Below are 13983 nucleotides of genomic sequence, written 5' to 3'. Positions count from 1 at the left end.
GTAGAAAATGAATCGATTTTTCTTAAAACTAAAGTTAGGTTTTTATAAGCTATTAGTAAAGCTTGGTTTGAAAGCCGATGAAGTATACTACATTGGAGGAAGTGAAGCATTACCACCTCCTTTGACAAGGGAAGAAGAAGAAAAGCTGTTACAGAAACTACCGAATGGAGATTTAGGTGCTAGATCACTATTAATTGAGAGAAATCTACGATTAGTAGTATATATCGCTAGAAAATTTGAAAATACTGGGATTAATATTGAAGATCTAATTAGCATTGGTACAATCGGATTGATAAAAGCTGTAAATACCTTTAATCCGGAAAAGAAAATTAAATTGGCTACTTATGCTTCAAGATGTATCGAAAATGAAATTCTGATGCATTTACGTAGAAATAATAAAAACCGTTCTGAAGTATCGTTTGATGAACCATTAAATATTGATTGGGATGGTAATGAATTATTACTTTCTGATGTATTAGGTACAGAAGACGATATCATAACGAAGGACTTAGAAGCCAATGTTGATAAATCATTATTAACAAAGGCATTAGATCAGCTTAATGATCGTGAAAAACAAATAATGGAACTACGATTTGGACTAGATGGAACTGAGGAAAAAACCCAAAAAGATGTAGCTGATATGCTTGGAATATCGCAATCATATATTTCCAGATTAGAAAAACGTATTATTAAAAGACTTCGAAAAGAGTTTAATAAAATGGTTTAAAAAAATAGAAGAACCGATTAGATTTGAGTTTTTCAAATACTAATCGGTTTTTTCTATGTATTTGAGGAATCCGAATAATTTTTAAAAATATTTTCTAAAACCCTACCTGCAAATTTTCATTGATTCAGCAAAGATTATCCTTGCTTTTTACCTATTCACTAGTTTTTTTATAGGCAGAATTTATTATTTTTGTATATTTTATTTTGTGCATAAATTTTCCACCGAAGGAGATACTTACCTATAGTACAGCAACTCCAAGTAGGAGGGAACATCATGACACGAAACAAAGTAGAAATATGCGGTGTAGATACATCAAAGCTTCCAGTTTTAAAGAATGATGAGATGCGTAAGTTATTTCATGCAATGCAAAGCGGTGATCGAAGCGCAAGAGAAACAATCGTAAATGGTAATTTGCGACTTGTCCTAAGTGTAATTCAGCGTTTCAATAACCGCGGAGAATTTGTGGATGACTTATTTCAAGTAGGCTGCATAGGCCTTATGAAGTCTATTGATAATTTTGATTTAAGCCAAAATGTAAAATTTTCGACGTATGCTGTACCTATGATTATTGGTGAAATAAGAAGATATTTACGGGATAATAACCCAATAAGAGTGTCTAGATCATTAAGAGACATTGCTTATAAAGCTCTACAAGTTAGAGAGCGATTATTAGCAGAGAATTCAAAAGAACCAACTCCTGTTCAAATCGCAGAAGTATTAGGCGTAACACATGAAGAAATCGTCTTTGCATTAGATGCAATTCAAGACCCAGTTTCGTTATTTGAACCGATATATAATGATGGCGGAGATCCAATTTTTGTAATGGATCAGCTAAGTGATGATAAAAATAAGGACGAGCAATGGGTTGAAGAACTTGCACTACGTGAAGGAATGAAACGATTAAACGATCGAGAAAAAATGATCATAAGCAAACGATTTTTCCAAGGAAAAACACAAATGGAAGTTGCCGAAGAAATCGGAATTTCACAAGCACAAGTATCCAGACTAGAAAAATCAGCAATTAAACAAATGAACAAAAATATACAGGGCTAACGAAAAGCGGAGGCGACTATTCAGCTCCGACAAGCATAAGACGATTTCCGGTAAATGTTGCTTTTTAACCTTTACCGGAAATTGGCTTATGACCTCGAGGAGCTAGGAGCCGGACAGCGAACACACTTCTTTCCCTGAGCAAAGAGAAACTTTATTTCAATCAAGCTTTATTCTTGTTATAAATTGCTTATTCTAATTAATGAAATTATTATAAACAAACAATTGTAAAAACTTAATAATCCAATAACTACTAAATAGTTAAACTGGAAGAATGAAAATACGATCATTATGTGTTAGACAATGGATGAACATCGAACAACATTGTCTAACACATTTTTATTTGAATTTTATCATGATGTTTGGCCCTTACTTCATATATTTTATAAAAAGGATGGTGAAGTTAATGGCCAGAATTTCAGATTTTCAAGTTAAAGATGTTGTAAATGTTGCAGATGGAAAGAAATTAGGAAATATTGTTGATTTAGATATTGATCAATCAAACGGAAAAATCACTTCGATTATTTTAACAAAGCCAGGGAAAGGTTTAAATTTTTTTAGTAAAGAAGAGGAAATGATTATTTATTGGAATGATATTGTAAAGATAGGTGAAGATGTCATTTTAGTAAAATATCGTTCATCTGTAGATTTAGATGAAAACCAAGCAAGTCCTGTAAAATTCACATAAAGAAAACTTGACGACTGAGAGACTTTTAGGAGAAGTAAGAGACGTTATACTTTATTCCTAAAATTGGTTACCACGTCGATTTGATTCCTCGTTGCCAATATATACTTTCTGAAGTGAAAAAAAATATGTGTGTTTTGTCAAAAATAATCAAAAATGTGAAATCTATGGTAAAATATAGGAAACCATCAACTGGTTTACATATATATTTACTAAAAATTAGTTTTTTGTGAGGTCTTATAAATATGAAAGAGAGCTTCATTCAATCGACTGAAAGTACTTTTATGATTCAACCTTGGGAAGACTCATATAAACATATAGTTGCAGGATTTACAACAAAAAATGATGGAGTTAGCCAAGGTTGTTTCACTTCTTTTAATCTTGGATTACATGTAAATGACTCGAAGGATACTGTAGTAGAAAATAGAGAACTCCTTGCAAGTATTCTAGAGTTTTCAAAGACAAAATGGATTTGTTCAGAACAAGTTCATGGGAATAATGTAGTGAAAGTAACAAAAAACGATTGTGGCAAAGGTGTTACTGGTTACGAGAGTAGCATCCCGGTGACAGATGGTTTTTATACGAATGAGGAAGATATATTATTAACTTCTTGCTATGCAGATTGTGTTCCACTGTATTTCCTTGAACCAACAAGTAAATTTATTGGTTTAGCTCATGCAGGTTGGAAAGGCACTGTTCAAAACATTGGCGGACGTCTAATTGAAAAATGGATTACAGAAGAAAACTTACAACTAAATAATATCCAAGTTGCAATCGGTCCATCAATTGGTGATTGTTGTTATGAAGTGGATGATTTTGTAATGAATAAGTTAAATGATGCTTTTGAACACAAGATTCCTAATAATATTTTAACCATTTTACATAACGGGAAATTCAAACTGAATTTAAAAGAAGCAAACAAACAATTACTCATTAAATCGGGTATTAGTGAAGAAAATATAATAATGACAAATTATTGTACAAGTTGTAACCCGAGCATGTTTTTTTCTCATCGTAGAGATGGTGGGAAAACAGGAAGAATGATGAGTTATATTGGTTGGAGGAAATAGCATCATGACAGTCAAACAAAATTATGAACGTATTAGTGAACAAATTAGTGCTGCTAAAGTAAGAGCAAATCGAAATGATGAAGTCACTTTAATAGCTGTTACAAAACAAGTATCTACAGAAGTGGCTAAAGAAGTTTTAGCTGAAGGTATTATTCAATTAGGCGAAAACCGTTTTGAAGGTCTAAAAGAAAAACAAGATCACATCCAAAGTGGTGTTGTATGGCATTTTATTGGCTCACTTCAAACTAGAAAAGTAAAAGACGTCATACATAGAATAGATTACTTACACTCTTTAGATCGACTATCTTTAGCACAAGAGATACAAAAAAGAGCAGCAAAACCATTAAAGTGCTTCCTACAGGTCAATGTATCTGGAGAAGACTCAAAGCATGGCTTACATCCAAATGATGTAATCGAATTTGCTAGACAGCTTTCAGAATTAGATAAAGTACAAGTTGTAGGGTTAATGACGATGGCACCTTTCACAGAGGATATAACGATCATTCGAAATAGTTTCAAAGGATTAAAGGAATTACAAGAAAAAGTAAAAGATCAACATATTGCAAATATTCCATGTTCTGAATTATCAATGGGTATGTCTAATGATTTTGAGATAGCAATAGAAGAAGGTGCTACATTCATAAGAATAGGTACTGATTTAGTAGGAAAGGGAAGGTAGAGAAAATGAGTATTATTGGAAAAGTAAGAAACTTTTTTGCTATGGAAGATGAGTATGAAGATGATTATGAGTACGAAGAGCAACAACAACATCAACAATACCAACAACAGCAGCAACAACAACAAACGTCCAAATATGTAAATGAAGAAATTAACCATGAGCGAAATGCATCAAAGCAAAAATTAGTAAGTTTACCAGGAGGAGCATCATTGACGTCAAAAGTTGTATTAGCGCAGCCGCGTGAATATGCAGAAGCACAAGATGTTGCAGACCATTTGAAATCAAAAAAAGCAGTTGTGATCAATTTACAACAAATGCAAATCGATCAAGCTAAACGCTTTGTTGATTTCTTAAGTGGTACAGTTTATGCAATAAGTGGAGATATTAAAAAAATTGGTACAAATACATTTATTTGTACACCTGATAATATAGATATTTCTGGAACGATTACAGATATGTTATTTGAGGAAGACAATTCCATTAAAAGGTGGTAATTAAATGGCTGTATTTTTATATTTATTATACAGATTAATCGGAATCTATAAAATCATCATCATTATTCATATCATTTTATCTTGGTTCCCTCAAATAAGACAATCCGGTTTCGGTCGTTTTATTGGTTCGATCTCAGAGCCATATTTAGAACCATTCCGTCGAATTGTTCCATCAATCGGTATGTTTGATTTTTCTCCAATTGTTGCATTATTTGCATTAGAATTTGCTGGATATGGAATAATAAGTATTTCTCATTACTTTTAAAAAGAGAATCTAATAGGTTCTCTTTTTTAATTAATATTGATAGTTTGATGAAAAAGAGGATTGCATCCAATGAGTATTTATGATCATTTTCGAAAAGAAGAGCATGTTTTCGTAGATAAGGTCCTCAGTTGGAAAGAACAAGCAATAGAACGCTATTCTATTAAGCTGACGGATTTTCTTGATTTAAGAGAACAAATGATTATGCAATCAATTATTGGTAATCAAGGGGAGTGTTTTGTCGCTTTTTTTGGTGGACGTGAGGATTGTGAACGAAAGCGTGCAATTATTTATCCAAGTTTTTATACACCAGTTGAAGAGGACTTTTGTTTAGTTGCATTTGACTTAGTTTATGCAACTAAGTTTCACACCTTATCTCATCGGCAAGTATTAGGAACATTAATGTCACTCGGAATAACAAGAGGAAAATTTGGTGATATTCTAATTAAAAATGATATGATTCAAGTTATTGTTGCTGATGAAATAGCAAGTTTTGTAGAAAACAACCTAAATTCTGTAGGGAAATCGCCGATTAAATTAAGGAGAATTTCATTTAAAGAATTGGTTGAATCTGATGATGTTTGGCAAACTAATAATGGGACTGTATCATCATTACGATTAGATGTCTTATTGAGTGAATTCTACAATATATCGAGACAGAAAGCTCAAAGCTTAATCAAAGCCGAACACGTTAAGGTAAATCAACGAGTTATTGATTCTACTTCGTTTATATGTGAAGAAGGAGATTTATTCTCTGTCAAAGGATTTGGTAGAGGAATGTTGATGTCAATTGATGGTTTATCAAAGAAAGAAAAATGGCGGATAAACTACGGTGTTAAAAAATAGTCAGAAATTGTAGAAGGAAAAACGTAGAAACTGTCGAAAATTTATTATAACCTATTAATAAAGAACATACATGGAGGTGGCTTAATTGCCTTTAACACCACTTGATATTCATAATAAAGAATTTGGGAAAAGTTTTCGTGGCTATGACGAAGATGATGTTAACGAGTTTTTAGATCAAGTCATTAAAGATTATGAATTAGTTATTCGTGAGAAGAAACAATTAGAAGAACAAATTCTTGATATGAAAGAAAGATTAAAGCATTTTTCTACAATAGAAGAAACTTTAAATAAGTCAATTTTGATTGCGCAAGAAGCTGCTGAAGATGTAAAAGGTAGTGCCCAAAAAGAAGCTAAATTGATCATTAAAGAAGCAGAGAAAAATGCTGATCGTATTATAAATGAAGCATTAATTAAATCTAGAAAAGTTACGATGGAATTTGAAGAGCTTAAGAAGCAATCCAAAGTTTTCCGAACTCGTTTAAGAATGGCAATTGAAACTCAATTAGAAATGTTAGGTCATGAAGATTGGGATCATATTTTAGAAGATAAAGAAACAGAAGAAATTGCAAACTAGTCGTATAAGCCTTGACGATTTGTAAAGTTTTACATATAATTTATTAGATATTAATAGTAAATCGGTGACAGGGAAGAGTACTTCTATAAAACTAGGTAGCGAGTCAAGGATAGTGTAAGCTTGATATAGAAAATAGAAGGAAAATCACCCTAGAGTGCTTTTCTGAAAATGAGTAAGAAAAGACGTTTCATTCACGTTACGAATGCTAAGTGGACAATGAATTAATGTAATTTATTGTCAATTAGGGTGGTACCACGGGAAACCTTTCTCGTCCCTTTTTGGGATGAGGAAGGTTTTTTTTCGTCTTATGCGATTTATTATACATATTTAATCCATCCAATTTTAAAGAAAGCTTTAAAATTATACAGTGTATTCATTAATTTTATTTTTTTTAGCTTTTGCAAATAGAACAAGCGCTAATAAAAGGTTTGTAAGATGGATACAATGCGTTAATGTGGAATTTAAAAAATGTAAAGTAAGCTGGCATAGAGTAGTTAGACTTGCCTAAAACGGCTAGCTTTAGATCAATCTTTTAAAAAGTTTAAAATGGAGGAAAGCAAATGGAGTACAAAGATACGTTACTTATGCCAAAAACTGAATTTCCTATGAGAGGAAATTTACCTCAACGTGAGCCACAAATTCAAGAAGAGTGGAACAAAAAAGATATTTATACAACAGTTCAAAAACATAACGAAGGAAAACCATCATTTATTTTACATGATGGACCACCTTATGCAAATGGTGACCTTCATATGGGACATGCACTTAATAAAGTATTAAAGGATTTCATTGTTCGTTTTTATAATATGAATGGATATCGTTCTCCTTACGTTCCAGGTTGGGATACTCACGGTTTGCCGATTGAACAAGCATTAGCAAATAAGAAAGTAAATCGTAAAGAAATGTCAGTAGCAGAATTCCGTAAACTATGTGAAGAATATGCTTACGAGCAAGTAGAACGTCAAAAAGAACAATTTAAACGTTTAGGAATTTTAGGTGATTGGGACCGACCATATATCACACTTGAAAAAGAATATGAAGCCGAACAAATTAAAGTATTTGGTAAAATGGCTACTAAGGGATTAATCTATAAAGGTCTTAAACCAGTATATTGGTCTCCATCAAGTGAATCTGCACTTGCAGAAGCGGAAATTGAATACCAAGATAAACGTTCAGCATCAATCTATGTTGCATTTGCAGTTGAAAATGGAAAAAATATTTTAAACGGTGGAGAGAAATTCATTATTTGGACGACAACTCCATGGACAATCCCAGCTAACCTAGCTGTATGTTTACATCCTGACTTAAGCTATGATGTAGTTTCTGTAAATGGTGACAAGTTCGTTGTTGCTAGTGAGTTAAAAGAAACTGTAGCAAAAGAACTTGGTTGGGAAGATGCAGTAGTTGAAAAGACATTCAAAGGCGCTGAACTTGAAGGAATCATTTGTAAGCATCCATTATATGACCGTCAATCAGTTGTAATTTTAGGTGATCATGTAACAACTGACGCTGGTACTGGTTGTGTTCACACTGCTCCTGGTCACGGTGAAGATGACTTCCGTGTAGGTCAACAATATGGATTAGAAGTATTATGTCCAGTAGATGAAAAAGGTGTTCTTACGAAAGAAGCTCCTGGATTTGAAGGTTTATTCTATGATGCTGCTAATAAAGAAATTACAAATGCATTAGAAGAAAAAGGTGCATTATTAAAATTACAATTCATTACTCACTCGTATCCACACGACTGGAGAACGAAAAAGCCAATTATCTTCCGAGCTACTGCACAATGGTTTGCATCAATTGAAGCAATTCGTGAGCAATTAATGCAAGCTGTTCAAGATACGAAGTGGTTCCCAGCTTGGGGTGAAACTCGTCTATTTAACATGGTTCGTGATCGTGGAGATTGGTGTATTTCACGTCAACGCGTATGGGGTGTTCCAATCCCAGTATTTTATGCCGAAGACGGAGAAGCAATTATTACTGAAGAAACGATTGAACATGTTTCAAACTTATTTAAAGAGCATGGTTCAAATATTTGGTTTGAAAAAGAAGCGAAAGAATTATTACCAGAAGGATTTACACATCCTGGTTCACCAAATGGTAATTTCACAAAAGAGAAAGATATCATGGATGTTTGGTTTGATAGTGGTTCATCACATCAGGCTGTATTAAATACTCGTGAAGAATTATCTTTCCCTGCTGACATTTATTTAGAAGGTTCTGACCAATACCGCGGTTGGTTTAACTCTTCATTAAGTACAAGCGTTGCTGTAACAGGTCAAGCTCCGTATAAAGCTGTAGTAAGCCATGGTTTCGTTTTAGATGGTGAAGGTCGTAAAATGAGTAAATCAATTGGAAACATCGTCCTACCATCAAAAATTATGAATCAGTACGGTTCAGATATTTTACGTCTATGGGTAGCTTCTGTAGATTATCAATCAGATGTTCGTATTTCTGACGCGTTAATGAAACAAGTTGCAGAAGTATATCGTAAAATCCGTAATACGTTCCGTTTCTTACTAGGAAACTTAGATGGATTTAACGCTGAACAAGATGCTTTAAAATACGAAGAGCTACGTGAATTAGATCAATACATGTTAGTTAAGTTAAACAATGTGGTTAAAACTGTACGTGAATCATACGAGAAATATGAATTTGCTAATGTTTACCACACAATTCAAAACTTCTGTACAACAGAATTAAGTTCATTCTATTTTGATCTTTCAAAAGATGTTTTATATATCGAGCCTAAAACGAATAAAGATCGTTTAGCAATTCAAACAGTATTACATGAGTCATTACAAGCACTAACTCGTTTAGTTGCTCCAATTTTACCTCATACAGCTGAAGAAGTTTGGTCACATATGGAAGGAACTACAGTTGATAGTATTTTCTTAACTGAAATGCCAGACGTTAAAGATTTCGGTGATACTCAAAGCTTAGAAGCTAAGTGGGAAAAATTCATGGATTTACGTGATGACGTTCTAAAAGCACTAGAGGTTGCACGTAATGAAAAAGTAATCGGTAAATCTCTAACTGCATCAGTGAAAATCTATCCAAATGCAGAAGTAGCAGAGCTATTAAATTCTATTAATGAAGACTTCAAACAATTATTAATTGTTTCTCAAGTAGAAATTGCAAATAGCGATGAGCAGGCTCCTGAAAAAGCGCAAAAATTTGATACATTAAGTATTGAAGTAACTCCTGCGACAGGTGAAACTTGTGAACGATGCTGGGTAGTTACAGAAGAAGTAGGAAAAGATGAAGAGCACCCAACACTGTGCTTGCGTTGTGCAAGTGTTGTAAAAGGTATGTAATCAAAAAAGTGTTTAATCACTTAAAAGAAGAGTCGAAAGATAAAACTTTCGGCTCTTTTTAATCTTTGATCATACTACTCAATGATAGGTATTGTAGTGAGGAAAACCCGAACGAGGAAATTGATCTTAAACGGGTTTTCTTTTTTGTTTGTTTTTTATTTTAACAAAAAAAAGAATCTTTAAAATTACGCTTTACATCACAATTATGAATGGAAATATCTTTATGCATTTCCTTTAAAGGAAAAAGTTTCACCTATTATCGACTTCACTTTGAGGGAAAAGTATGTTTACAAAAATAAATTGGGAGTGAAGAAGATGAGGAGCAATGAAATTTTCTATATTAAACAAGAGCTTGAACTAATTAAAAATGAATTGCTACATCGTTTATTTTCTGAACCAATAAGTTCTCTTGATATTGAGCAGCATCATTCAATTTTTGAAGAGACAAATAAACATCATATACTCGTTGAAGACATGCAAAATGATTTATATGATATTGAAATTGCTTTGCAAAAAATAGATCATGGATTATTTGGTTATTGTGAAGTAACTGGGCAAGCTATTCCAATTGAAAAATTAAAAGTGCTTCCAACAGGTCGAACGTTGGAGGATTTTAGTTTTGTAAGGAATCATTACTAATACTATTCATTGTATAAACGTTTCCCCTATGCTAAAATTTGATGAGATATCTAATAAGGTAGGGGATAAATATGGCATATATTATTGCGCTAATTGTCATTTTAATTGATCAACTGACAAAACTTGCAGTATTAAAGAAGATGTATTTAGGAGAAAATATTGAAATTATTAAAAATATTTTTTACATAACATCACATCGCAATAGAGGAGCGGCTTGGGGAATGCTCCAAGGAAAAATGGGCTTCTTTTATTTAATTACATTAGTCTTTGTAGCAGCAGTAATTTACTTTATTCAAAAGCACGCAAAAGGAGATCGCTTCCTTGGTTTATCTTTAGGGTTAGTTTTAGGTGGTGCGATTGGTAATTTTATTGATCGATTCTTCCGTAAAGAAGTAGTTGACTTTATTCATGTTTATATTTTTAATTATGATTTCCCTGTATTTAATATCGCAGATTCAGCTCTATGTGTAGGAGTTATTTTATTATTTATTATTACTTTATTGGAAGACAAAAGAGGAGTTAAGAAATGACAGTTTTTGCTTTTACAGTTCAAGAGGATCAACATTTAGAAAGAATCGATACGTTTATAGCAACTCAAAATGATGAGTGGTCAAGGTCTCAAGTACAAACATGGTTAAAAGAAGATTTTGTATTAGTGAACGGCGAAAAAATTAAACGTAATTATAAAGTAAAACAAGGCGATGAAATATCAGTTTCAGTACCTGATCCAAAGCCATTAGAAGTAATGCTTGAGAATATTCCACTGGATATTTATTATGAAGATGCGGATGTTATTGTAGTAAATAAACCACGTGGAATGGTTGTTCATCCTGCATTAGGTCATGAAACGGGTACTTTAGTGAACGCTCTAATGTATCATTGTAAAGATTTATCTGGCATTAATGGTGTATTAAGACCTGGTATAGTACATCGAATCGATAAGGATACTTCAGGTTTATTAATGGTTGCAAAAAATGATGTAGCTCATGAGAAGCTTGCAGAGCAACTACGTAAAAAAACCTCTGTTCGAAAGTATATTGCGATTGTACATGGGGTAATTCCGCATGAAGAAGGCACAATTGATGCACCAATCGGACGAGATAAAAGTGACCGTCAAAGTATGACAGTTACTGAAGATAATAGTAAAGAAGCAGTTACTCATTTTAGAGTATTAGAGCGATATGAAGAATTTACATTAGTTGAATGTCAGCTTGAAACAGGTCGTACACATCAAATTCGTGTTCATATGAAATACATAGGATACCCTTTAGCTGGTGATCCTAAATATGGACCACGTAAAACATTAGACATAGATGGTCAAGCACTACATGCAGCTGTTTTAGGATTTGAACATCCGAGAACAAATGAGTATTTAGAGTTTTCAGCACCTATACCAAAAGTACTAGAAAATATTATTGAACAATTACGCAGATAACTGTTGACAATGATCGTGATATAGGTCATAATGAGGACAGTTGAATGAACCTTTAACACAACCCCGTGAGGTTGAGAAGGAAGCGGAAAAATGAAAAGGGATAATTGTATCCCTTTGCGCTACCCTCTTGTCCATCGGGCAAGAGGGTTTTTTGCTTCTACACTATAAAAGTAGGAGGTAAGGTTAATGACGGAAAAAGCAATCATCTTAGACGAACTAGCAATCAGACGTGGTTTAACAAGAATTGCACATGAAATGCTAGAAAATAACAAAGGTATTGAAAATGTTGTTTTAGTGGGTATTAAAACAAGAGGTGTTTATCTAGCAAAACGTATTGCAGAAAGAATTAAACAAATTGAAGGTAAAGATGTAATCATGGGTGATTTAGATATTACTCTTTATCGAGACGATTTATCGACAAAGACAGAAAACAAAGAACCATTAGTGAAGGGTTCAAATGTTCCTGTTGACCTAACAAACAAAAAAGTAATTTTAGTTGATGATGTGCTTTACACAGGTAGAACAGTTCGTGCCGCAATGGACGCTGTTATGGACTTAGGTAGACCGGCACAAATACAATTAGCAGTTTTAGTAGATCGAGGACATCGTGAGCTTCCAGTAAGAGCAGACTATGTTGGAAAAAATATTCCAACATCGAGTAATGAAAAAGTAGTTGTTGCATTAAAGGAAACAGATGATCACGATAAAGTAAGTATATTTGAAAAATAGAAGTCCCTTTTAAATTTGGTCCAGAGAGGCTAACAAAGGGTCTAGTTAGTTGCTGCCTTCTTTAAAGCAACGTATTGGACTCTTTGTGTAAACCACAAAGAGTTTTTTTATTGGAAAATTGGAGGAAACAACATGATAAAACAAAAACCTGTCCTAGAGATAAATGAAAAACCGAATTTAGGTCAATGGATTTTCCTAAGTTTACAACATTTATTCGCAATGTTTGGATCAACAGTATTAGCTCCAATCTTGATCGGCATAAACCCTTCAATCGCACTAATTTCAAGCGGGATTGGAACAATCGTATTCATTCTAATCACAAGAGGTAAAGTACCATCTTACCTTGGATCATCATTCGCCTTCATCGCTCCGATGATATACGCGAAAACAAATTTAGAACCTGGTGCAGCGTTCGTAGGAGTTTTCATCACAGGTATTATTTATGCAGTAATCGCACTAATCATTAACAAAGTAGGCGTGAAATGGTTATTCAGAGTATTACCACCAATCGTAGTTGGGCCGGTAATCATCGTTATTGGATTAAGCTTATCAACCGTAGCGGTTGGAATGGCAATGAACGGAGCAAACGGTAAATATAGCACAACATCAATCTCAATCGCATTAATTACACTAGCAATCACAATAATCACAGCATTGTTTACAAGAGGTTTCTTATCAGTCATACCAATCTTAGTAGGAATTATTGGTGGTTATATTACGTCAATCTTCTTTGGAGTAGTAGATTTTACAGGAATTGAAAAAGCAGATTGGATAGCAGTACCTGATTTCTCAGTCCCATTTGTTCACTACACACCACATGTCACATTCCAGTTGCTAATCATCTTTGTACCAGTAGCAATCGTGACAATCTCAGAACATATTGGACACCAAGTCGTACTAGGAAGTGTCGTAGATAAAGATTTAATTAAAGATCCTGGATTAGATAAGTCATTATTCGGAGATGCAGTTTCAACAATGATAGCAGGCTTAATTGGTGGACCTACAACAACAACATATGGTGAAAACATCGGTGTTCTAGCAATCACAAGAGCTTACAGCGTATACGTATTCATAGGTGCTGCAATCTTGGCCATGACATTTGGATTCGTCGGAAAAATCTCAGCGGTCATTAGCTCAATCCCAACACCTGTAATGGGTGGTATCTCAATCCTACTGTTCGGTATCATCGCTTCAAGCGGATTACGAGTACTAGTAGAAAACAAAATCGATTTTGCTAAACAACGAAACTTAGTTATCGCTTCAGTCATTCTAGTATTAGGAATTGGTGGAGCAGCAATACACATTGGTAAACAATTCGCATTAGAAGGAATGGCTTTATCAGCTTTAATCGGAGTTGTACTAAATTTAGTCCTACCAGAAAACATTGGTGGCGATCGTACAATTGAAAATAAGGATGAGAGCTTAACTTCATAATTGAAATTTAAATGGGGCATTATGACAGTGAGAAGACTCCAA

The 13983-nt window shown here is 33.6% G+C and carries 15 protein-coding genes and 1 other annotated feature; all 15 genes read left to right on the top strand.

From position 1 onward, the window contains the following. Positions 1-7: 7 nt before the first annotated feature. The 15 genes from sigE to B6K90_RS12080 all read left to right on the top strand — a co-directional run bounded on the left by sigE (position 8) and on the right by B6K90_RS12080 (position 13941). Positions 8-727 carry an RNA polymerase sporulation sigma factor SigE gene (gene sigE, locus B6K90_RS12150; protein WP_088013032.1) on the top strand — a complete coding sequence of 240 codons (720 nt, stop codon included), beginning with the start codon at positions 8-10 and terminating at the stop codon, positions 725-727. A 273-nt stretch (positions 728-1000) separates the two neighbouring features. After that, complete coding sequence (sigG, locus tag B6K90_RS12145) at positions 1001-1780, top strand: RNA polymerase sporulation sigma factor SigG (RefSeq protein ID WP_056471070.1); 780 nt, start codon at positions 1001-1003, stop codon at positions 1778-1780. A gap of 403 nt (positions 1781-2183) precedes the next feature. Beyond that, entirely contained in the window at positions 2184-2465 is a 282-nt protein-coding gene (locus B6K90_RS12140; protein ID WP_088013031.1) for a YlmC/YmxH family sporulation protein, read from the top strand. Positions 2466-2707: 242 nt separating this feature from the next. After that, positions 2708-3532, top strand: coding sequence for a peptidoglycan editing factor PgeF (gene pgeF / locus B6K90_RS12135; RefSeq protein WP_088013030.1), 825 nt, complete (start codon positions 2708-2710; stop codon positions 3530-3532). A 4-nt stretch (positions 3533-3536) separates the two neighbouring features. Beyond that, positions 3537-4211 carry a YggS family pyridoxal phosphate-dependent enzyme gene (locus B6K90_RS12130; protein WP_167555352.1) on the top strand — a complete coding sequence of 225 codons (675 nt, stop codon included), beginning with the start codon at positions 3537-3539 and terminating at the stop codon, positions 4209-4211. 5 nt (positions 4212-4216) lie between these two features. Further along, a complete protein-coding gene (locus B6K90_RS12125) occupies positions 4217-4705 on the top strand; it encodes a cell division protein SepF (RefSeq protein WP_088013029.1) in 489 nt (162 codons plus the stop codon). A 4-nt stretch (positions 4706-4709) separates the two neighbouring features. Then, entirely contained in the window at positions 4710-4970 is a 261-nt protein-coding gene (locus B6K90_RS12120) for a YggT family protein (protein ID WP_088013028.1), read from the top strand. A gap of 69 nt (positions 4971-5039) precedes the next feature. After that, the gene (locus B6K90_RS12115) at positions 5040-5813 is read left to right on the top strand and encodes a YlmH family RNA-binding protein (RefSeq protein WP_088013027.1); all 774 of its coding nucleotides are present in this window, start codon (positions 5040-5042) and stop codon (positions 5811-5813) included. Between the two features lie 85 nt (positions 5814-5898). Then, entirely contained in the window at positions 5899-6387 is a 489-nt protein-coding gene (locus B6K90_RS12110; protein ID WP_088013026.1) for a DivIVA domain-containing protein, read from the top strand. Between the two features lie 55 nt (positions 6388-6442). Beyond that, positions 6443-6666, top strand: a binding site (T-box leader). Positions 6667-6947: 281 nt separating this feature from the next. Continuing rightward, positions 6948-9704, top strand: a complete 2757-nt coding sequence (gene ileS, locus B6K90_RS12105; RefSeq protein WP_088013025.1) for an isoleucine--tRNA ligase — start codon at positions 6948-6950, stop codon at positions 9702-9704. Positions 9705-10019: 315 nt separating this feature from the next. Beyond that, complete coding sequence (locus tag B6K90_RS12100) at positions 10020-10343, top strand: TraR/DksA family transcriptional regulator (RefSeq protein ID WP_088013024.1); 324 nt, start codon at positions 10020-10022, stop codon at positions 10341-10343. Between the two features lie 71 nt (positions 10344-10414). Beyond that, on the top strand, positions 10415-10873 hold the full coding sequence (gene lspA / locus B6K90_RS12095; protein WP_088013023.1) for a signal peptidase II: 459 nt from the start codon (positions 10415-10417) through the stop codon (positions 10871-10873). Next, positions 10870-11778 carry an RluA family pseudouridine synthase gene (locus B6K90_RS12090; RefSeq protein WP_088013022.1) on the top strand — a complete coding sequence of 303 codons (909 nt, stop codon included), beginning with the start codon at positions 10870-10872 and terminating at the stop codon, positions 11776-11778. Before lspA ends, B6K90_RS12090 begins: the two co-directional genes overlap by 4 nt. A 186-nt stretch (positions 11779-11964) precedes the next feature. Next, positions 11965-12507: a bifunctional pyr operon transcriptional regulator/uracil phosphoribosyltransferase PyrR gene (gene pyrR / locus B6K90_RS12085; protein ID WP_056471028.1), complete on the top strand. Its 543-nt coding sequence runs from the start codon at positions 11965-11967 to the stop codon at positions 12505-12507. Between the two features lie 135 nt (positions 12508-12642). Then, entirely contained in the window at positions 12643-13941 is a 1299-nt protein-coding gene (locus B6K90_RS12080; protein ID WP_167555356.1) for a solute carrier family 23 protein, read from the top strand. Positions 13942-13983 lie beyond the last annotated feature (42 nt).

Source organism: Gottfriedia acidiceleris (assembly GCF_002128425.1).
In the GTDB taxonomy this organism is placed as follows: domain Bacteria; phylum Bacillota; class Bacilli; order Bacillales; family Bacillaceae_G; genus Gottfriedia; species Gottfriedia acidiceleris.
This window is presented reverse-complemented; position numbering and strand designations above follow the sequence as displayed.